Below are 20,798 nucleotides of genomic sequence, written 5' to 3'. Positions count from 1 at the left end.
TAATTTCAATCCAGTATTTGTCCAGCGTTCAAATGATAAGCTTTTTTCATATAATAATCCGCAATTGAAACGTCAAAAATAGCCATTCCCATAGGATTAAACATAATAACATCATTTGTAGAGCAATTTTTTAAGCAATCATCACAAATAACATCTACAATAGATTTAGTCTCACTTTTAATTAAGCCTTTATCTATATTCATCATTTCAATATCCGTTTTCTCTCGGCATACCTCATCCCAATCATCCACTATGATGTTCCCTTTTACGTATTCATAGATGTCCGTTTTATAATCTCTTAGTGAAATATTTAATTGTAATGATCCTGCTTTGGGTCTGATGTCGATATAAGGTTCCTTTGATACAGTGCATGTGATAAAGATATCAGCATCTTCATAGGCACTTTTCCAACTATTTACTACTTCTATTTTTTCTTTATAGTTAGACTGAATACTATTGATGTCTATTGGATTTAAATCAAACAAAGATATTTTCGAAATCTTATCACCTAACAACTCTGTTACCATTTTGAAATGATTTTGGCCTATAGGCCCCCATCCTATTATTCCTATATTAAGATCTTTCAAATCTCTTACTTTATTAAAAGCCTTTATAATTGATCCTGTTACTCCAGCTGTGCGAATAATACTTACAAGTGCCGTATTAACAATTGCCTCTGGTTTTCCAGTGTCTGCATCATTCAAAATAACAACACTATGAGCTCTCGGGATATTTTTTGTTATATTATCCGGGAAGCTGGATATCCATTTTATTCCGGACTTATTAATGTCTCCACCAATAAATGCCGGCATGGCAATAATTCTATTCTTTAAATCTTTATATCTTAAATACGGCTTAATCGGCTGGGAAAAATCATTATTCGCTAAAATTTTCGTCGCATTTTCAATGACAGCTATCACTTCGTTCCAGTTAACACCAATATTTTCGATTGATTTTTCATTAATGTATATCATACATTAGCACCTCCAAAGTTATACTGCTCTTAAACCCCAAATATATTCAAATATTTCCCGAATGATAACAAGTAATAAATAACTATAAAACCTTGTTTCAGGTCCACCAAATGCGACCCAATCAATTTATAATTTCAACACATACAATTCTTCGTCATCCCGTATCTCTCCGGTATTTATAAACCCAAAAGATTCATACACATGTTTAGCTTTTGTATTCTCAGCTACTGTAGATAAATAAATCTCCTTGCAACCAAATTGGCTTTTCATTTCTTCGATAATTAAGGATAAAGTCTGCTTACCATAGCCATTTCCCTGGAATTTTATATCAATCATAAATCTGCACAGTTCATAGGAGTTGCTTTCTTCCGAGAGTCCATACATAGCAAATCCAATTAACTCACCTGTATGCTCAATCGCTTTTATTGTCCAATTTCCTTCAAAAAATGACTGTGCAAATGAATATGCATTAGAAGCAACAAATTCCTCATCGAGCGTATGCTGATTATCCTTATTTGTAGTCAAGAGTATAACTTTTTCCCAATTTTCTTTTGTTATTTCAACAAGTCTCATGCATTTATTCTCTCCTTAAACTCATTTTTTAAATTCCCACTTTTTCATGATCAGGTAAGAATTTTGCGCACCACTTGCTATCATAAACTGAATTTGCATACCTATCTCCTCTATCTGCAAATAGAGTAACTACATTAGGTTTTGTTATGAATTTCTTATCTTTAAAATATTTTTTTATTGCTGCAAAAATCGCACCTGATGACCCACCTGCGAAAATTTTATGTTCTACTAGTAGGTTGTTACATTCTTTCACTACATCCTTCTCACTAATCTCCATAACTTCGTCTATTTTAGCTGATTTTAGAATTTCTGGGACTCTACTCGACCCAATTCCAGGTATATATCTCTTTTGAGGTTGTCCTCCAAATATCACTGATCCTACTATGTCTACAGCGATCACCTTTGCATTTGGATAGACCTCTTTTACCTTTCTTGACACACCCGTTATTGTCCCACCTGAACTGACTCCTACAAATACATAGTCAATGTTTTGAACTTCATTACATATTTCAAGTCCTAATGTATTGTAGTATGCTGCAGCATTGTATTCATTGGCATACTGGTTTACCCAATATGAATTATGATTTTCTTCAAGTAACTCATTTACTTTTTTTATTCTTGTTAATAGATAAGCTCCATTCTCATCCCTTTCTGTTACTTTTATAACCTTAGAACTATATTTATGTATTAACATTTCATTTGTATCAGTTATTAGCGGATCAATAACACAATAAAAATTCAACCCTTTGCTCTTGCAATAAGCTGATAATGCTATTCCAAAGTTTCCTGATGTTGATTCAATTATGATAGTATCTTTATCAATTATTCCTTCTGTTTCAATTCTGTCTATTATATATTTCGCCGCTCGATCCTTAACACTTCCTGTTGGATTAGCCCCTTCTAATTTGCTATATAAGTTTATATTCTCTAATCCTTCACCCTTAAGGTTTATAAGTGGTGTATTACCAACCAAACTAAATATATTTTCATAAATCATACCAATACCCCCTGGACTATTTTTAAATTTCCCATCTCAATTTTTATAATTTTATCCGCTACGTTAAAGTAATGATCATCGTGAGTTATGGCTATAACACACTTTCCACTTTGTTTTAAGTCTGGCAAGAGAACTTTATAAAAAAACTTTCTAAACTCTGGATCTTGATCTGCAGCCCATTCGTCAAATAAGTATATTGACCTATCCTCCAAATATGTAACTAATAAAGCCAATCTCTTTCTTTGTCCGGTGGATAGCTTCTTTGTACTAAATTTCCCATCCTCGATTTGAACCTTTTTATCTAGATGAAGTATACTTAAATATTTTTTTATTTCATCGGCCTTATTCTTATAGTCGATTCCATAAAGTTTATCGAATAAATAAAAATCACCAAAAACCGCAGATATGCTTTCACTCAATATTTTTTCTGAAACCTTACTATCATTCAGAAAGATCTTTCCGTTATATGGTTTATAAAGACCAGTTATTAATTTAGCTAGTGTTGATTTCCCGCTCCCATTTCCACCTGTAATAAAAATGATCTCCCCTGAATTAAACTCATAACTAATCGGTCCTAGTTTAAAACTTTTCCCATCATTTTCATCATAAATATACTCAATGCCATCTAACTTTAAATTTATTTTCCCCTCCACACTGAAACCGGTTTCATTAACTTCTTCATCTTGTGATTCAGTTAGTTCATCCATTAATCCATTAATTCTTTTTAGGCTTATTCTTAATTCAATGAAATTTGGTATACTATCTAGTATTTCATGCACAGGACCTGTCATATAAAGCAAAATAAATACGTAACTCGTTATGTTAACCGCTTCAAGGTTGTTAATAATTAGCGGGAAAATTATTGCTATAGCACCAATTGCAAAAGTAAATAATAATTCTCCTATTATAAACATATTTGCAAAAGCTAACGCCGACTGTCCTTTTTTAACTTTGTATTTATAACAACTTTTATCCATGTCTTCTTCAAATTCATTTTTCTTTTTTTCACTTAAACTTAATTCCTTAATACCTCCTATTAAATCTTTAATGAATTTAAAAAAGAAGTTCTGAAGATCCCTTGACTCTTCACCAATTCTATTGGCATACCGACCAATTAAATAATAAATACTTGCAATTAGTAATATTACTGATATGGAGAGTAATAAAGCATTTATATTTATGAAGCCTAAATAAACAAAGCAGCAGATAAGCGTTACGGCACTCGTTATACCCCCGACTAAAATGTTCGCAAATCTGCTAATAGTTTCCGTATCATTATTAAGCGTTGCTTCAATTTTCCCTTCTTGAATTTCTTCAAATCTTTTATAAGAAGACTTCAGCAGAAATTTAACTACTTCCATTCGTTTCGAATAAACGATTTCATTTGTTATATCTATTAGCTTTTTCCTTACTATTTTTTGACCATAGACGTAAAGTATTATTCCGATTATAAAATAAATTAAGAGTTTTATTTTTATATCATTTTCGCTATTAATCGCCATATTTATGGTGAAAATAACAAGGGCATTTCCAAACCCACTCGCAATACTGAGTAATAGAATGGTAAATAAGGACTTATCGTTATTCTTCTTAAACAAACTTGTTAATATAGAGTATATGTAAACCAACCATAGGCTTATATATATTAAATAAAAGGAGATTTTCACCGTGTTAGGAAGCCATACAAATACAAATTTCCATGAGACTCCTCCATAAAAAATATAGGGAATCAAGTATAGTGAATAGCTTAGCCCTAACATGAAAATTAAAGAAATAATGAATTTAATGAAACTTGTTATCCTTTTTTTCTGTAGAATCCTTTCTTTTTTTATTATTTCGATTAGTAGCTTAACCAGAAAGAAAAATGTAATCAAAATCATTAGACCAGTGGTCAATAAGATGATAATAGACACTTTGTCTGCACTTTTATTTAAATCTTTTATCTCTTTGGTATAAGATTCTCCTTGAATTATTGCGTTAATACCTTGACCTATTTTTTCTGTGTAATCCGAATTCATGTTACTAAGCACCGCTATACCGATTTTATCCTCTGGTTTAAACACTATAAATGAAGAGAAATTAGGATTATTTCCTCCATGAGAAATCTCCCCCCCTTCTTTCTGATACACATACCAGCCACTTGCGTAAGACGATCCGTCTTCTAAAGGTGCAGCCCTACGATTGGCTTGATGTGATTGTTCAATAATTTTCTGATCAAAATTCGACTTATTGAAAGTCCCCATCTGAATTTTTAGCCAATTAGCCATATCCTCACCGTTAGAAATGATATATCCAGCTGGTTTATTCCCTCTATACTCCGGAGCCTCATACACCTGCGGTTTTAGAAAATCAATTTTATAGCCTTTAGCCATCTGTTCATTAACAGCTTCACTCTTATAAAGGAAAGTACTACTTAATCCCATTGGTTTTAATACATTTTCTTCAATGTAAGACTCATAACTTTTCCCAGTCTCTTTTTCAATGATCAATCCTAAAACATCATAATTTATGGTCGCGTATTGAAATTCCTTACCTGGTTCACTATCCAATTCAATATTTATTAAGGTCTTAACTGTTTCTTCAAGTGCATTATTTTCATTAGAAATTGGTATATTATCAATGGTCTCGAATGGTATACCGCTTGTTAGATGAAGTAATTGTTCGATCGTTATTGAAACTTCCTTACCTTTATATTTAACCTTTAGCCATGGTAAGTATTTAGTTATCTCATCTTCAAGTTTAATATGTCCGCTTTTTTGCAAATTCAGAATTCCCAATGCTGTGAAAGCTTTACTGTTAGATCCAATCTCAAATAAAGTTCTTGAATCAACTTTTTTTTGTAAATCTACATCTGAGAAGCCGAAGCCATTTGAATATACCGTTTTGTCATCTTTCACTATAGTTATAAATACACCCGGTATCTTAGCGTCTTTCATGTCTTTTTCTATTAATTTCTCTATTTTTAGTTTTTCGTCATTAGTTAAAGAGTTTATATTTTCTGAAGTATTATACAATGCATAACTCTTCTCTAATGGTAACAACAACAGAATAAAAAGTGTAATCCATAGAATCAACTTGTTCACAAACTTCATAGAGTATACTCCTCACATTATCTAATCAAACAAAGATTCTAAGTCCTCCTGTGAAATTTCCAGAGCATTAAAATCTGAAGGAGTAAATTCCGCTCCTTGTTTATTTATGCAATGATTCAAAATTAAATTTAAAGTATCTATGTAACCACTAATAAATTTTTCAATTGTTTCATCCATGAATCTATTCCTGCTGTATTCAATTGAAATATTCAATTCTTTATTCATTATAAATGAATTTATATCCATCAATGACGTCATATGGTTATCACGATCACTGTCCAGCCCCATTTTAATATTCGATACGTTAATTGTTTCTTTATCTATTACATTGTCAAAATCGCCTAGGAAATTAAATCTAATATTATTACCAGCTCCCTTTTTAAGTTCACCATTCTTTGATTTAAGAATACTAAAATTAAAACCTTTACTAGGTATTTCCCTTAGTTGTTCCTTTAATAATTTGATATTATCCTCCAATTTTTCCTGATCCACTTTAAAATAAGCAGGATACATACTCGTAAACCAACCTACAGTTCTAGATACATCAATGTAATCATTAATTTGTTCTCTACCATGCCTTTCAAGTTCAATCAGTATTTCTTCTTTCTTATACATTTTGTTAATGTTAATTACTAATGCAATTATTAGAACCTCATTAAGTTCAATGTTATAAATTTCATTGGTTCTTCTAATCAGATGATTCAAGGTTATTTCGTCTATTCTTCCGCTTATGTTATTTGAAGTTATGACAGTATCTTTTCCTTTCAGGTAATCGACTGGATAGTTAATTTGTTTATCCAATATTATTTTCCAGTAATTAACTTCACCAATAAAATCCTTTTCACTGTAATCTTTCAAGGCGTTTGACCATTCTTGGAACGAATGTGTTTTAGTTGGTAGTTTAATTTCCATATCATTATTTAGTTGTTTTAATATAATTCCAAAATCATTTAATATTATTCTCCATGACATTCCATCAACTATTAAATGGTGGGCTGTGAATAATACATAATTTTTTTCATTGCTTAATCTTATTATGGTTATATTAAATAAAGGACTACTTTCAATATCAAAATGATTACCAGCTTTATTAACTATATTTCCCACTGCAACATTCTGCTCTTCATAGGGGATTTGCGATAAATCAAAAAATTCCATTAATGAATTATTCTTAAAATGTGCATTATTGTAAAACAAGTGATTCTCTTTTCTATCATAATTAATTCTTAAACCATCATGATGTTCGACTAATTTTTTTGCAGCAATTCTAACTTTATTAACATCTAATTCTCCTTTGTATTCTAATAATACATGTTGATTATAAAGATTTTGATTTATGAGATTCTGATCAAAAAACCATTCAATAATGGGTGTTTTCACAATAGTTCCTTGCCGCATTTCTTGGCTTATTGCGAGAGGCTTTTCTCCTTCAATTATTGTTGCAGCTACCTCTTCAATAGATTCATATGCTAATATGTCATTCACTCGGATATCCAAACCAAATTTTTTTAAAGTTGAGGAAATCTGAATTGCTTTTATGGAGTCTCCTCCAAGCTGATAATAATTATCCCTCATTCCTATATTTTCTATATTTAAAATTTCCTCCATAACTTTTACTAGTGTTTTTTCCACTGAAGATTCAGGCTGTATAAAATCGCCTTCTATTTTCTTTGGTTCTGGAAGCGCATTGTAATTAACTTTTCCGTTAGAATTCAAGGGGACCGCTTCTAAAAATATAATGTTATTAGGGAGCATGTACTTAGGTAAGAATTTTAGAAGCCACTGTTTTATTTCTGTATCTGATACTTCTGTTCTAACCACTATATAAGCATTTAATAATTTGTTTCCTAACGAATCTTCCTTCAATGCAACGACTGCATCAATTACAAATTTGTTTTCTAGCAAGTACCTTTCGATCTCGCCAATTTCAATCCTATGACCTCTGATTTTTAATTGGCTATCCATTCTCCCAATATACTCAATAGATTTATTATCAGAGTATTTTGCCAGATCTCCAGTTCTATACATCCTCTTTCCTTTTACAAATTTATTCTCTAAAAATTTCTCGCGAGTTAACTCTTCTCTGTTTAAATAACCTCTCGCCACTCCATCGCCCGAAATATACAGCTCGCCCACAAAACCTGTTGGAACTGGATTCAATTGATTGTCTAATATGTAAACTTGTACATTATCAGCAGGATACCCTATTGGAACAGACACCCCCTTATCTTTAGCCTCATCATATTTATGTATCATACAACCAACTACAGTTTCGGTTGGTCCATACTCGTTATATATCTCAAGATCTTCAGAAAAACAAAAACACTTCTTAATTTCATTCACTAAATTCACTTTCAGATCTTCGCCACCTACAATAAATCTCTTCACTTTTGACTCAGTATTATTTACATCTTTTAATAAAGATAGATGTGCAGGTGTAAGTTTAATTACCGTTGTTTTATTTTCTCTTATTATTTTATATAAGGTAAACTCTCGCTCATCATTTTCATAAATGACAATTTTATTTCCTGATACGATTGGTGTAAATATAGAAGTAACTGTTAAATCAAACGAAATTGAAGAATATAATGCCATAGCTTCATCTTCTTCTTTTAAATACATTTTATTTGCCCACCAGATGTAGTTAGTAAGACCTTGATGTTCAATCATTACTCCCTTGGGTGTACCAGTAGAACCTGAAGTATAGATGATATAAACCAAATCATTTAAGTCACTAGTTATCATTAAATTATCTTTACTGTAGTTATCAACACATATTTTTGCAGTGTTAATTATATCAGCATCTATTTGTAAGTCATTCAATTCAAAATTTATTAATATTAAATTGCTTTTCGAATCCTCGAGCATATACTTTATTCTTTCAGGAGGGTAACTCGGGTCGATAGGTAAATACGAAGCTCCAGTTTTTAAAACCGCTAATATGCTAACAACAAGCTCTACTGAATGCGTTTGCATAATTGTTACGATTGTTTTCTTACCTACTCCTTTTTCTCTTAAGCAGTTCGCTAATTGATTAGATTTTTCGTTGAGTTCTTTATAAGTTAATAATTCATCTTTGAATTCTAAAGCAATTTTATTCGGTGTTTTCAATACTTGATCTTCAAATAATTCATATACAGTTCTCATTGGATATTCACTATATGTAGAATTAAAATCATATAATTTGTAATCGGTTTCGTCCTCATCAAGAAGTTTAACGGAATTAACCGGCATATTCTCTCTGTCTAACATTTGATTAATTATATATATCATAGAGGTATACATTGATTCGATTTGGTTATCTGTATATTCTAGTATTTTATAATCAAAATTAAGGGTTATATTCCCTTCCTTCCACTCTTTAACGGTTAGTTGCAACGAATAATTCTGATGTCCGCAATAATACTCCTCGATTTCCACATCTATTCCGTTAATACGATTTACATATTCCGAATTATAATAATTCACGCACATTTTAAATAAACTATCATACCCTCTCTTACTTAACTGCAGGTCTTGGACTAGAAGATCATACGGGTACCTTTGATTCAGAAAACAAAACTTCACTTCCCTATTCAGGTTTTTTACTAAATCATTTATATTCATCTCAGTATCTAAGTTAAATCTCACTGGTACTGTACTCGTGAACATTCCAACTATATTCTTTTGCTCGTTTCCGCTTCTATTAAATACAGGTGTTCCTATGACTAAGTCTTTTTGGTATGTAATTTTATTTATATATATAAATAATGCCGCAATAAAAAGAGTGTTTAGAGAACAGTTCTTTTCACTGACGAAATTTTTTATCTTATTTGTTAGATCTCTATTTATAATAAAAGATTGTCTTTTCCCTTCTGAACTATCAGATGCTTTATATAAAAAATCTTCAGGTAAATCCGAAAATTTATTCCACCAAAAATCTTTATTCCTTGCAAATCTCCCTGAATTCTGATACTCATCCTCTTCTTTTATGAAGTTCAGATAAGAATACACATCATCAACACATACTGTCTCTCCATTTACCATTGTTTCATATATGCGGCATAACTGTTTTTCTATAAGCGTTATAGCCCAGCCGTCTGAAATAATATGATGTATATTCAATAAGACACCATATTCTGTTTCACTTATTTTATATATCGCAAAGAAGTATAATTTTTCATCTAAAGCAAAAGTTTCTTTAAACTTTTCTTGATACCATTTCTCAAATTCTTCTTTAGGGTGTTCGTAATTACTAAAATCCAGAAAAGTTACATTTTCTCTTTTAAATTCTTCGACGTACTGAAAAGGCTCATCTTCTATTTCTAAAACTCTTAATCTTAGGCTATCATTACTTTTTATTAAAATGTTAATCGTTTCTTTCATTGCTTCAACATCTATAGCCTGATTAATTTTCATACACCCACCAATATTATGTAGTGGTGAATTACCATTAACTTTATCTATGTACCATACTCTTTTTTGAGGATGTGTTAATTTAAAGTAATTCCTCTCTTTATTATTCATCTATTAATACCCCTTTTGATTTATTTTCTATTTAATAAGAATTCTGTTAATAATATCCATTATGCTTTCAACATTAGTATTTATAAAAAAGTGCCCTCCATCAAAATTAAAAACATTAAACCCTTTAAGGATATGATTCTTCCAGCCCAGTATCTCTTCAGGAGTTATGTCATCTTCTTTTCCATTCAAAACTGTAATATCACATCGTATTTTATCTTCTCGTTGAATGAATTTATAATTTTCAATTATCTTATAATCACTTCGGAGTAATGGGATAAAGAACTGAAATATTTCTTTGTTGTCTATAATTTCTTGTGGGGTCCCTCCCAATGCGATAATTCCCTCTGTAAATTCCTCCTCATGAAGTAAATGAAACTGCCGCTCTCTTCGCTTTATATGTGGAGGTTTATATCCTGAAAAAAAAACATGTGTAGGTAATCTAAGCTTTTGACTATTTATTTTATAATATAATTCATACGCTAAAAGACTTCCCATACTGTGCCCAAAAATAGCGTATTCATTACATACCACTTGATCTTTAATCTGTTGAAAGATATCTTCAACTGCTTCCTCTAGAGTTTCATAAAAATCCTCATTAAATCGCTTTCCTCTTGCTTTAAGTTCAATTGCTTCCACTTGAATAGGTGGGCTTAAATATTTTTTCCAATTATAAAATATAACTTCCGAGCCACCTGCATAAGGTAAACAAAATAGTAGCATTATATATCACCATCACCCAACATAAAGTATAAGATAGTTTTTTGATAAAACTTCTTAAAAAACTAAATTTATTCACTTATCATTTTCAATTAAATATTTTCCAGTTATTTCACCGGATATCTATAGTAATATTTTTACTATTTAACCATACATTATAATAAATTCTATAATTAGAATAACATGTCCATTATACACTCTTCTACATATTTCTTAAATATTCCTTCTTTTTTTACAATTACTTCAACTTGCTTTCAGTAGCGTCAAGAAATTTGTGTAAATGAATATAACCTTATCTTGTAGAATATGAAGTCAGTCTCTGGTAGCGGAGAACATCTCCGAAAGCTCGGCCCGAGCCTTGTCAAAGCTCATGTGACAGCGGGTAGCAAAGCGTTGGTTATAGCCTTCGAACTGGGCCACCAAGAATTTCTCAAGCGCCTCTTCATGAGGGAATTGCTCTTTTCGCTTGGTGTATCGCTTGATTTGTTTGTTGAATGATGCAATTAGATTGGTTGAATAAATGCATTTCCAGATGGACTTAGGGAAGCTGTAAAACGTGAAGATATGCAGGTTCTCCTGCAGCGATTTCACTACCTTGGGATAGGTGGCTTTCCATTTGTCACAGAAGGTCTTTAAAGCGTCTTTACCGGCGCTTTCATCGTCGGCTCGGTATATACGGCTTTGAAGTCGTCACAAATCTAGCTGCGATCCGATACACGAACCTTATGCGAGAGGTTTCGCGCTAAATGAACAAGTCAGGTCTGGTATCTGTCCCTTCGGATACACTTCTCTAATTGCATCCACAATGCCTTTTAACCGTCAGAAACAAAGAAAGGCACTTCCTGTACGCCGCGTTCCCGAACATCGAACATCTGCAGCTCTTTCCATATGTATGCCAACTCGGTTGGAGCAATCGAGTAAGTTAAGATTTCTTTCGAACCGTCTTCACGAATGCCTACAGCAAGATAGACTGCTTCTTTCGAGACGGTCTCTCGCTTCACCGCAATGTAAGTCGCATTTAAATAGACATAGACATAGCATGCGGTGAGCGTACGCTTCATGAAAGCGTCAATATGTTCGACCATGCCTCGCGTCATATTGGATACAGTTTGAGGCGTGTAGTGGTGACCGTACATTTTCTCAAGTAAATCTGAAATCACCGCCATCGTTACGCCTTTCTGGAACAGATGAATGACGAATGATTCCATGGTCTCGTTGGAACGCTTATACGGAGCCAAGGTTTGCTGTTTGAACTCTCCGTTGCGATCTCTTGGAATCTGCAGTTGCAAGTCGCCATACTCGGTACGAAGGGTGCGTGTGTATCCCCCATTACGAGAGTTACCGGAGTTGAATCCGATCCGGGTCATATTTATATTTTTCGCAGTCCAAAAACGTCGTTGATTCCGTTTCAAGCAGATGATTCATGGTAGATTCCAGGTGAGAGCTAAAAACCTCCGTGACATCTTGTTTTGTGACTAGAGCCTCGGCTAAATCTATTGTAAAATGATTATAGGGAAGACCTCTCTTTGAATTGTTGTTGTGGTGACTCAATTCTACAAGAATAGGTCTTCCTTTTTCTATTCATCTATTTACACAAGATATTTTAGCGCTCTTACAAATATATTTGTTCTTACTCTTTTCTGCTAATGATACAAGTTCTTTTCAAAACAAAAGGATAAGAATTTAATAAGTGATTTAATGAGTCTCTAATGTATCTTTAAAACAAAAACCAGCTATATAATATGAACTGCACCTCTTATATGACCAGATTCAGTACAGATGAAAAAATACAAGCAGTTATGCGTTACCAAAAGGGATCCGACAGCTTGAAAGTTATCGCAAAATCCATAGGCATTCACCATTTTTCTTTTTAAACTGGATCAGACAATATGAGCATCATAGTGATGAAGCTTTTAAAAAAGGCTATACATCATATCCTGTACTAGACGTACTTAATTATATGAACGAATTTGAGACGTCTGTTAGAGAAACAGCTGCGATATTTAATATTGCGAGCCATAGTACCATTTTTAAGCTGGCAAAGGAGCTTAGAATTACATGGAATGGACGCTCTACAACCAAAGAAAAAGGGACGCTCATCCATGAAAAAAAAATCTAATAAACGAAAGAATCAAGCGTAGTAGAAGGATCTGTAGAAAAATCACCAAACAAGACAAAGCTCAAGTAGTCTATGAACTAAGGAATGAATTTCCGGTGAAAGCACTTCTACAGCTAGCAAATATCGCTCGTAGCACGTATTATTACGCGGTAAAAACGTTTGGTATGCCAGATAGAGATATGCAGTTAAAAAAGATTATCCAAGCAATTTATGAGGAGCATGAGGGGCGCTATGGTTATCGCCGTATTCGTGACGAGTTAGTGAATCGTGGATACCATGTAAATCATAAAAAGATACAACGTTTGATGAAAGTATTGGGATTAAAATGCTTGGTACGCATGAAAAAATATCGTTCGTACAAAGGGACGGCTGGCAAGATTGCACCGAACATATTAGAACGTAACTTCTACGCTGAAAAGCCAAATGAGAAGTGGGTTACGGATATTACAGAGTTTAAATTATTTGGAGAAAAGCTGTATTTATCTCCAATGCTAGATCTTTATAATGGCGAAATTATTACGTATACGATCGGTTCAAAGCCGGTCTACTCGCTTGTTTCAACGATGTTAGATCAAGCTTTAGTCGATTAACAGATAAAGATAAGCCCCTTATTCATTCTGACCAAGGTTGGCACTATCAGATGAAACAGTATCGTCATACCCTCGAAGAACGTAACATCAATCAAAGCATCTCCCGAAAAGGTAACTGCTACGACAATGCCGTCATTGAGAACTTCTTTTGCATCATGAAATCTGAATTTCTGTATTTAAAGGAATTTGAAAGTATCGCACATTTTAAAAAAGAGCTATCAAAATATATCGATTATTACAACAACAAGCGAATTAAGGCAAAACTAAAAAGCATGAGCCCGGTACAGTACAAACTCATGCCCAACAAGTCGCCTAATGATATACCTGTCTAACTTTATGGGATCACTTCATGAACGGGTGGTTTGCTCTGCAGCTGAAAGCCTTTGTTACTGGCCAGCCCTTCAAAGGGCTCTGAATAGTTCACCAACCGCACTACTTTCCCGGCTACCCCTTAAAAGGTTCTCTATTCCTTCTTCTTTCGTTTATCCCCTGTTTCTTCTCCTGTAAATGGATCTATATACTCTTCCATCGTCATTTGTTCTGCTACCACATCTTCTTGCAACTGATTTCGTATATATTCTTCTATCACTTTTTTGTTTCTTCCTGCTGTTTCCACATAAAACCATTTTCACCAAAATTCTTTGCTTTGCCACGGCACGTGATAAACAAGCAAAAAAGAAAGTGTGGAACCACTAGAAAATACCATGTAAAGAATGTTGGAAACTCTTAGGATGAAAGACACGTCCTCTATATTTTTTCTAAAATAAATATTGTCTATCCTATTTTAAAGGTTTCATAAGCACACATATTTCTTAGCATTTCTAAGCAAAATTCGCTTTCTTTTTTGGCTCCATCCCAAAGTTAGTGCTTGATTCAATTTTAACCATAATGCGCGTAGTTGCATTCTACGAGAAGACCTTGCACGTAACGTTCGCGGTTTCGAGTAAAATAGTGCCTACGCTGAAAAGCTTTTATTCGGTTGTTTCGCCCCTCAACCGCAGCGTTCGTCCAGCGACAACGATGGTGATTCAGGATCTCGGTTTTCCAATTTTTAATGGTTTTCAAACAAAGCATAATCGCCGGATGTTGAATTTGTTCGCCCTGAACGAGCCAGTGATGCAGCCATTGCTTGCCGGTATGAACATTTGGTGAGCAATCGTACCATCGACTGAAACTTTCTTTCCAAGCATGAGCTTGCTTCAACAAAGCGGAATATCCCAGTATGTCTCGTAGTTCTTGCTGCTTTTCAACAGACAAGGATTCCGCGCGAGGATTCAGAAGGCGATGCTTTGCCTTAAGATGTGTTTTCGCTTGTGGAGCTAGGATAGGGGTGATCGATTTGCGAATCGATTGAACCGCCTCTACGACATACCGCTGCACATGAAAACGGTCAGCCACACGGATGGCTTCAGGAGAACATTCTAGAATCCAGGTGTGGTAATACGGAGCTAAATCCATCACAACAGCCACGGGACGCAGCGCTAAAAAAGCAGGACTCTGCTTTGCATAGATCCGCAGTTCATCCAGCTTTCGACCAGGCAAAATGTCCAGTTTGTTTTGTTTTTACATCTGGCAGTCGGAGTAAAAAATCGGTATACTGATTGTGCATCTGTCATTCCTCACAGTTGGATTGGTCGCACAACCATCTTACGGAATGTTCAGATGTTTTTCTATTATTCAAGCACTATGTTTTGGATTGAGCCTAATTTTTTAACAACTTTATTATTTGTATACAAACAGCTGTCGGGTGATAAAAATCTCTGGAACTAATCTTGTTGATTTTATTGGGTTTGCAACAGCACGTGATAAACACGATAAATAAAAAAGTCTGGGACCACTAAAAATTACCATGAAAAGAAAGTTAGAAACTTCAAAGTTTATAACGTTATTTAAGTAAGGAAATTTAAAAAATGATTCATTTAGCTTTCTTACTTAAAATCGAATATTCAGGGGACAGATTATTTGAAACGAACCATATTTAAGTTCTTTTGGAACTTCATTGTCCCATAATTTAATCTACCTCTTCCTGTATAATACTCTCCTTCAAGTCCCATTTTATTGTCCATAAGCCTTAGACGAGTAAACCCACGATGAATTTGCATTGTGTTTACAGAGTTATAATTAGGATCATTTTGATACTCATAGCTTAAAATATATCCTTCTGCTTCGTTCGGGTGATGAGGTGTATCCTTTTGTTGCGGAACGTTACGACCCGGAAGGAACGAGTAAAATTGACCTGGCCTGCGAGATGATTCAAGCCATCCCGATGTCCAAGTACCCAACCTACGTGCTGATGGACTCGTGGTACCCGTCGTCTTCGGTGCTTCAAACGTGCGCAGAGCGAGGCTTTCATGTCATTAGCGGTTTAAAAACGACCCGTATTTTCTATCCCCAAGGCATTCGGCAATCGCTCAAAAGCTTTGCTTCTTATATCTCGAAATCGGATACCGATCTGGTGACCATCGGCTCCTCCGCTTATCGGGTCTATCGCTATGAAAGAAAGCTCAATCTCTTGGAAAACGCTGCCCTGCTGATGTTTGCTTCGATGTGCTGCATCTGTGATGGACATGGAAGCTTGATTGATGGCATACCTCACTACCGCTCACAGAAAAAGCAGGACATGATTGAGTATCTACTATCAAGCTCAAGTTGGGGCTTCATTAGCCCAGATTAAAACACAGCTCAGAGCTGCATAGGGATACTGTCAGATTTTTCAACTCCAAAATTATTGAATCGATTATTAGCAAGTATGTTATACATACTAGAGTAAAGGGCAGAACATTCTGCCCCTCCTCATCAAACCGTACGTGAGGTTTTCCCTCATACGGCTTTCCGATGTTCGTCATTCATGTGCATGCAGATTACAAGAGCGTTTTGAGCCCACATTGACTGGCAAGATATTTAACTTCTCGAGACGAACTCATCCAACCTCTGCGCTGTCTCTTTCTGGCATACCACCTTGTAAATCGCTGTAGGATGTACCAATCCAACTTTGCTAGCTTTCGCCCACTGTAGGCTGTGTAGTAGTAGTTTCGCCACCCCTGAATCTTCGGATTCAACCATTTCACGTGATCAAGAAATGACTTGTGCCGCATGTTTGGTGGGGCAAGACGATCCTTTACCACTTCCCGGATGCGTTCCTCCGCTTTCCGAGTCAACCATTGTTGTGTTGTGTAGTACACCTGTCCTTTGGAGGTTTCGGCCTTCGTCTTCCGATGATGCATCCCTAGAAAGTCAAAACCGTCTTCTCCTGTCCATAGTCCAACAATGCGCGTCTTGGCCGGGTGCAGTGTTAATTCCAGACGCTCCATGATAGCTTCTATCAGTTTATACGCCCGATCTGCTTCTTTCTTCGTTTTGCACACGACTACGAGGTCATCTGCGTAACGCGTAAGTTCCCCGATTCCGCTTCCATGTCGTTCCCACAGTATGTCGAAGTAGTTCAAGTAGATATTCGCCAAGAGTGGTGAAATGACCCCGCCTTGCGGTGTACCCAAGTCTGAGCGCCTAACCTTTCCTTCCTCCATTACACCCGCATTTAGCCACTTCCTCACGAGTTTCAAGATACGCCTGTCGCTGATTCGTATTTCCATCAGCTTCATGAGTTTCTCTTGATTGATGTTGTCAAAGTAGCCTTGGATGTCGACGTCGACCACCCAATTACCTTTGCGGTTGCATGCTTTCCGAATTCGGTCAAGCGCTTGTTTCGCGCTTCGCTTTGACCTAAATCCGTAGGAGGATTCCTGGAAATCCGCTTCAAAGATTGGTTCAATCACCAGTTTCGTTGCCATCTGTATTACGCGGTCCCGAACGGTGGGAATCCCGAGCGGTCTTTGCTTCCCGTCTTTCTTTGGGATGTAATGCCGTCTGACAGGCTGAGGGTGATACTCACCTTCCTTGAGTATTCGTTGGCATTCATGGATAAAGAAATGTTCTCCTTGCTTTTCGATATCTGCAAGTGTTTCTCCATCGACTCCCGCCGAGCCTTTGTTGGCCTTTCACCCTCTGCCATGCTTCCCACAGAATGTCTATCCGGTAGACCTTATCGTACAGTGCGTGAAATCTGCGCCTCTTGTTTTCCTTGGCCGCATGACCTAGCTTTCCTTGGAGTTGTTGAACTTTTTCCTTTGGTGTTGTTAGCCTTTGGGCATTCACTCACTCGTACCTCCTTAAAAAGCATGAACAAAGCAGGGCCCCTTCCCTCCCGCAGGTTGTGTTATCCTGCGTTCCTCGGTAGTATGAGCCCCTCGGACTCCCTTCCTGCAGATGACTCACTTCGCCTTCTGGGCTTATAGAGCACCTCTTTACATTTTTTTCTCTGTGCAGGGGAGGGTCTCCCCAGTTCACTGCATTATCTTTTATTCCATGCCGATCCCCTTACGCCGGAGGGTTTTTCGCTGTTGCTCCAAGTTCTTTACAGCTTCCTTGGCCTTCGCCCATTTGCTCAAGACTCGGCTCCCTCTTTTCCCTCTTGCGAGGCCTCTTTGACGACGCGGCAGGATTCACTTTATGTTACGGCCTGGCATATTGCTCGCCCTGTCTCTGACAGGTACTTTCGTCGACACGCTTCTACGCATGGATTTCTCCATACGCAGGTGTCCTAGCTACGAAGGTGGCTTGGACCCTCCTTCGGTTGGACTTTCACCAACTAGATAATGCGTGCTTCTGGGCACGCAACAAACCAAAAGAAAAACCACCGGTTCCTCCGCAATGCGCAATCACCCGCATCAGGGGAAGAGAACCGATGGTTTATCCCTAATTCAATACATCACTGCCCATGACCGCTGTTAACTCTTGTTTTCCTCGTATTGAAAAGGCGCTTCGAATGAATAAATGTCGTGGAAAAATCCTCTATACGGGATGTCTTCCTCCAAACATTTGATAAGGTACAGCAATGCTTCGTCGCACTCCACTTGCTCTCCGTTATGTTGTGCCACCTCAAATGCGTCAATCATATTCTCCAAGATAGTCGTTTGAATAAATAAAGGCAATTGCTCCAGCATAGCATCATCAAGATCAGTTTCAGAGCGATAGCCGTCCAGAACAGTCTCAAAATAGTCCTCCATAAACTTCATCCGTTTGTTTACGTCTTTTTCGAATTGAATCCAGCCAACGCCATGTCCCCACAGACCCGCCAAGTCGTACATGTACCAGCAGAAACAGGAGTTGTCGAAGTCAAATACCGTAATCTGTCCGTTATCGTAATCGATGTTATAGTTTCCGTCACTGTAATCAAAATGAACCATGCCATAATGATCGGAATGCCTGTTGAGCCCCTGCAATTGCTCAAGAATACGGAACAATTTCTCCTTGACCGCCGGCGACAAGAAGTCGGGAACTATTTGTTCTATATAGGTTTTATTGTATTTATCGAAGAAATCGTATCTCCGGCGGGTGGGCTTATAGGCTTTGGACAATTGGTGCAGCTTGCCAAGCGTTTTGCCGCAGTTGTAGAAGTATTCGGTCAGTGGCGCTCCATCCCGATAACGGTAGTGGTTTTCCGCAAGCTGCTTCCCTGCGGCCCGTTCGAACAAACAGATAAAGAAGACTTGACCCTCATGCTGAATTTCTTCCAGAAGCCGACCATTCTTTGAGTGGATGACATTGGATACACTGCCTCCGTGTTCGTGCAAATAACAGATATATTCGAGCTCGCCCAGAAAGTCATCTTTGCTGCGGTCATCCAGAAAAGAGATTCGGATGACCATATCCTGTGCTTCTGCTTTATGGCAGGTGAACACCAGATTTCTACCGCCGTCATGCGGTGGAATTTGGGAAAAGGAGTAGTCCTCTAAACCATATAGTCTCTTAATTGCGGGCAATAACAGACTTTGTGCTGTTGCGGCCGCTGCTTGGTAGGTTATGCTCATCTATGTTTTCCTCCTCTTTTTTGCTGTCTCTCCATTACTTTTGAAGCCACGATCTGGGCCGTTTTGTTGCGTAAATAGGCAGCTTTGTCCTCTACGAATGAGACTTCCCTTCTGAGAGCGAGATAGCTGTCCCAACGCTCCTTCGGCAACTCCCCGTTTTGTATGGCAGCTCTGACGGCACACCCCGGCTCACTTGCGTGCCCACAGTCGGAGAATTTACAATGACCCAGGTAACGCTCCACATCGGAGAATCCTTCACGGATGCCTTCGGAGGCCTCCCACATGCCAAGCTCGCGCATCCCCGGCGTATCAATGACCATAACGCCGCTGCTCAGGAGAATTAATTGGCGATGAGAAGTGGTATGCTTGCCTTTGCTGTCATCCTCGCGGATGTCGCTAACCGTCATCATTTCCTTTCCTGCAAGCTTATTGACAAGGCTTGATTTTCCTACACCAGAAGAGCCGAGAAACACAATAGTGTTCCCTTTTGTGAGGTAGTCGGAAAGTCCGTCTATGCCGTAACCGGTTTTTGCGCTAATGACATAAACCACAACTCCGATTGCTATTTGATTCACCGCAGCAAGGTATTCCGAGGTATCGGTTATCAAATCCGCTTTGGTCAGGATGACAACGGGAATGGCGCCCGACTGCCATGATAAAGCCAGATAACGTTCAATCCGACGCGGATTGAAGTCATGGTTTAGCGATTGCATGATGAATACGTAGTCGAAATTGGCGGCCACCATCTGCTCTTTTATGGTCTTTGCAAAGTTAGCCGCATGACCGGATAAGTCATTTCGAGCAAATTTCGATTTGCGTGGCAGCGTTCTGATAATCAGGCTTTCGCCGTCGGGATTATATTGAATTTGCACGAAATCCCCGGTGGTAGGGAATTCTTCGGTACAGTTGTTGAAGTAGATACCCGCCTTCAGTCGCGCAAGGCATTCCCCCTGCTCGGTTATGAGGCTGTAGTGTTGTTTATGCACAGCGGTAACCCTTGCGTAGGTTCCATCTGTGTGTAGTGGATCATGTTGCGGCGTGAAGCCGTAGTCACGTAGTGTAAAAGTGTTCATGGATGCCTCCCTGCTATTTTTGTAAAGAAAAACCACGTCCAAGAAACCGCATTACAGGCCATACTTTTGTTACCGTCCAGGGCGCAATGCAAAAAAACCGCAGCAAGCAGCCGTTCATGGCTGTCTGCTGCGGTCCAATGATGAAGGAAAAATGAGCATAAAAATAACACACCCAGAAGTGTGCTACCGTTGCTTTTGACCAAAGCTTCAATATTCACGAAAGGTTACTTTTTTGGCATACTGAATAAAGGGATACAATCCCAGTAAAAATTCAGTCATGCGCCCTT

The 20,798-nt window shown here is 37.0% G+C and carries 12 protein-coding genes and 3 pseudogenes; 2 read left to right on the top strand and 13 right to left on the bottom strand.

The window, feature by feature from the left end; translation table 11 throughout:
• Positions 1-5 precede the first annotated feature (5 nt).
• From AC2TF5_RS03195 to AC2TF5_RS03165, 7 genes and pseudogenes are all read right to left on the bottom strand, one after another.
• Positions 6-974, bottom strand: coding sequence for a 2,3-diaminopropionate biosynthesis protein SbnB (locus tag AC2TF5_RS03195; protein ID WP_491300833.1), 969 nt, complete (start codon positions 972-974; stop codon positions 6-8).
• Between the two features lie 126 nt (positions 975-1,100).
• On the bottom strand, positions 1,101-1,547 hold the full coding sequence (locus tag AC2TF5_RS03190; protein WP_491300832.1) for a GNAT family N-acetyltransferase: 447 nt from the start codon (positions 1,545-1,547) through the stop codon (positions 1,101-1,103).
• Positions 1,548-1,575: 28 nt separating this feature from the next.
• A complete protein-coding gene (sbnA, locus tag AC2TF5_RS03185) occupies positions 1,576-2,544 on the bottom strand; it encodes a 2,3-diaminopropionate biosynthesis protein SbnA (protein ID WP_491300831.1) in 969 nt (322 codons plus the stop codon).
• Positions 2,541-5,636: a cyclic peptide export ABC transporter gene (locus AC2TF5_RS03180; protein ID WP_491300830.1), complete on the bottom strand. Its 3,096-nt coding sequence runs from the start codon at positions 5,634-5,636 to the stop codon at positions 2,541-2,543. The genes sbnA and AC2TF5_RS03180 overlap by 4 nt, the downstream gene beginning before the upstream one ends.
• 21 nt (positions 5,637-5,657) lie before the next feature.
• Positions 5,658-10,142: an amino acid adenylation domain-containing protein gene (locus AC2TF5_RS03175; RefSeq protein WP_491300829.1), complete on the bottom strand. Its 4,485-nt coding sequence runs from the start codon at positions 10,140-10,142 to the stop codon at positions 5,658-5,660.
• A 27-nt stretch (positions 10,143-10,169) separates the two neighbouring features.
• Complete coding sequence (locus AC2TF5_RS03170) at positions 10,170-10,862, bottom strand: thioesterase II family protein (protein WP_491300828.1); 693 nt, start codon at positions 10,860-10,862, stop codon at positions 10,170-10,172.
• Between the two features lie 309 nt (positions 10,863-11,171).
• A pseudogene (locus tag AC2TF5_RS03165) lies at positions 11,172-12,410 on the bottom strand (IS256 family transposase).
• Positions 12,411-12,619: 209 nt separating this feature from the next.
• Here AC2TF5_RS03165 and AC2TF5_RS03160 point away from each other — a divergent pair.
• Positions 12,620-13,900 (top strand): annotated as a pseudogene (locus AC2TF5_RS03160) (IS3 family transposase).
• Between the two features lie 131 nt (positions 13,901-14,031).
• Here AC2TF5_RS03160 and AC2TF5_RS03155 read toward each other — a convergent pair.
• From AC2TF5_RS03155 to AC2TF5_RS03145, 3 genes and pseudogenes are all read right to left on the bottom strand, one after another.
• Positions 14,032-14,196 (bottom strand): annotated as a pseudogene (locus AC2TF5_RS03155) (IS200/IS605 family transposase); the annotation flags it as partial.
• A 251-nt stretch (positions 14,197-14,447) separates the two neighbouring features.
• Complete coding sequence (locus AC2TF5_RS03150) at positions 14,448-15,110, bottom strand: ISL3 family transposase (protein ID WP_491300827.1); 663 nt, start codon at positions 15,108-15,110, stop codon at positions 14,448-14,450.
• A 416-nt stretch (positions 15,111-15,526) separates the two neighbouring features.
• Positions 15,527-15,850, bottom strand: coding sequence for a Cap15 family cyclic dinucleotide receptor domain-containing protein (locus tag AC2TF5_RS03145; RefSeq protein WP_491300826.1), 324 nt, complete (start codon positions 15,848-15,850; stop codon positions 15,527-15,529).
• On the opposite strand from AC2TF5_RS03145, the gene AC2TF5_RS03140 reads away from it, so the two are divergent.
• Entirely contained in the window at positions 15,751-16,242 is a 492-nt protein-coding gene (locus tag AC2TF5_RS03140; RefSeq protein WP_491303036.1) for a hypothetical protein, read from the top strand. The two genes, AC2TF5_RS03145 and AC2TF5_RS03140, sit on opposite strands and share 100 nt — an antisense overlap.
• Before the next feature lie 187 nt (positions 16,243-16,429).
• On the opposite strand, the gene ltrA is transcribed toward AC2TF5_RS03140, so the two are convergent.
• The 3 genes from ltrA to rsgA all read right to left on the bottom strand — a co-directional run bounded on the left by ltrA (position 16,430) and on the right by rsgA (position 20,511).
• Positions 16,430-17,518, bottom strand: a complete 1,089-nt coding sequence (gene ltrA, locus AC2TF5_RS03135) for a group II intron reverse transcriptase/maturase (RefSeq protein WP_491302793.1) — start codon at positions 17,516-17,518, stop codon at positions 16,430-16,432.
• Between the two features lie 837 nt (positions 17,519-18,355).
• Positions 18,356-19,438, bottom strand: a complete 1,083-nt coding sequence (locus tag AC2TF5_RS03130) for a phosphotransferase enzyme family protein (RefSeq protein ID WP_491300825.1) — start codon at positions 19,436-19,438, stop codon at positions 18,356-18,358.
• Positions 19,435-20,511, bottom strand: a complete 1,077-nt coding sequence (gene rsgA / locus AC2TF5_RS03125) for a ribosome small subunit-dependent GTPase A (protein WP_491300824.1) — start codon at positions 20,509-20,511, stop codon at positions 19,435-19,437. Before rsgA ends, AC2TF5_RS03130 begins: the two co-directional genes overlap by 4 nt.
• Between the last annotated feature and the right edge of the window lie 287 nt (positions 20,512-20,798).

The organism is Paenibacillus sp. JNUCC 34 (genome assembly GCF_058269055.1).
This window is presented reverse-complemented; position numbering and strand designations above follow the sequence as displayed.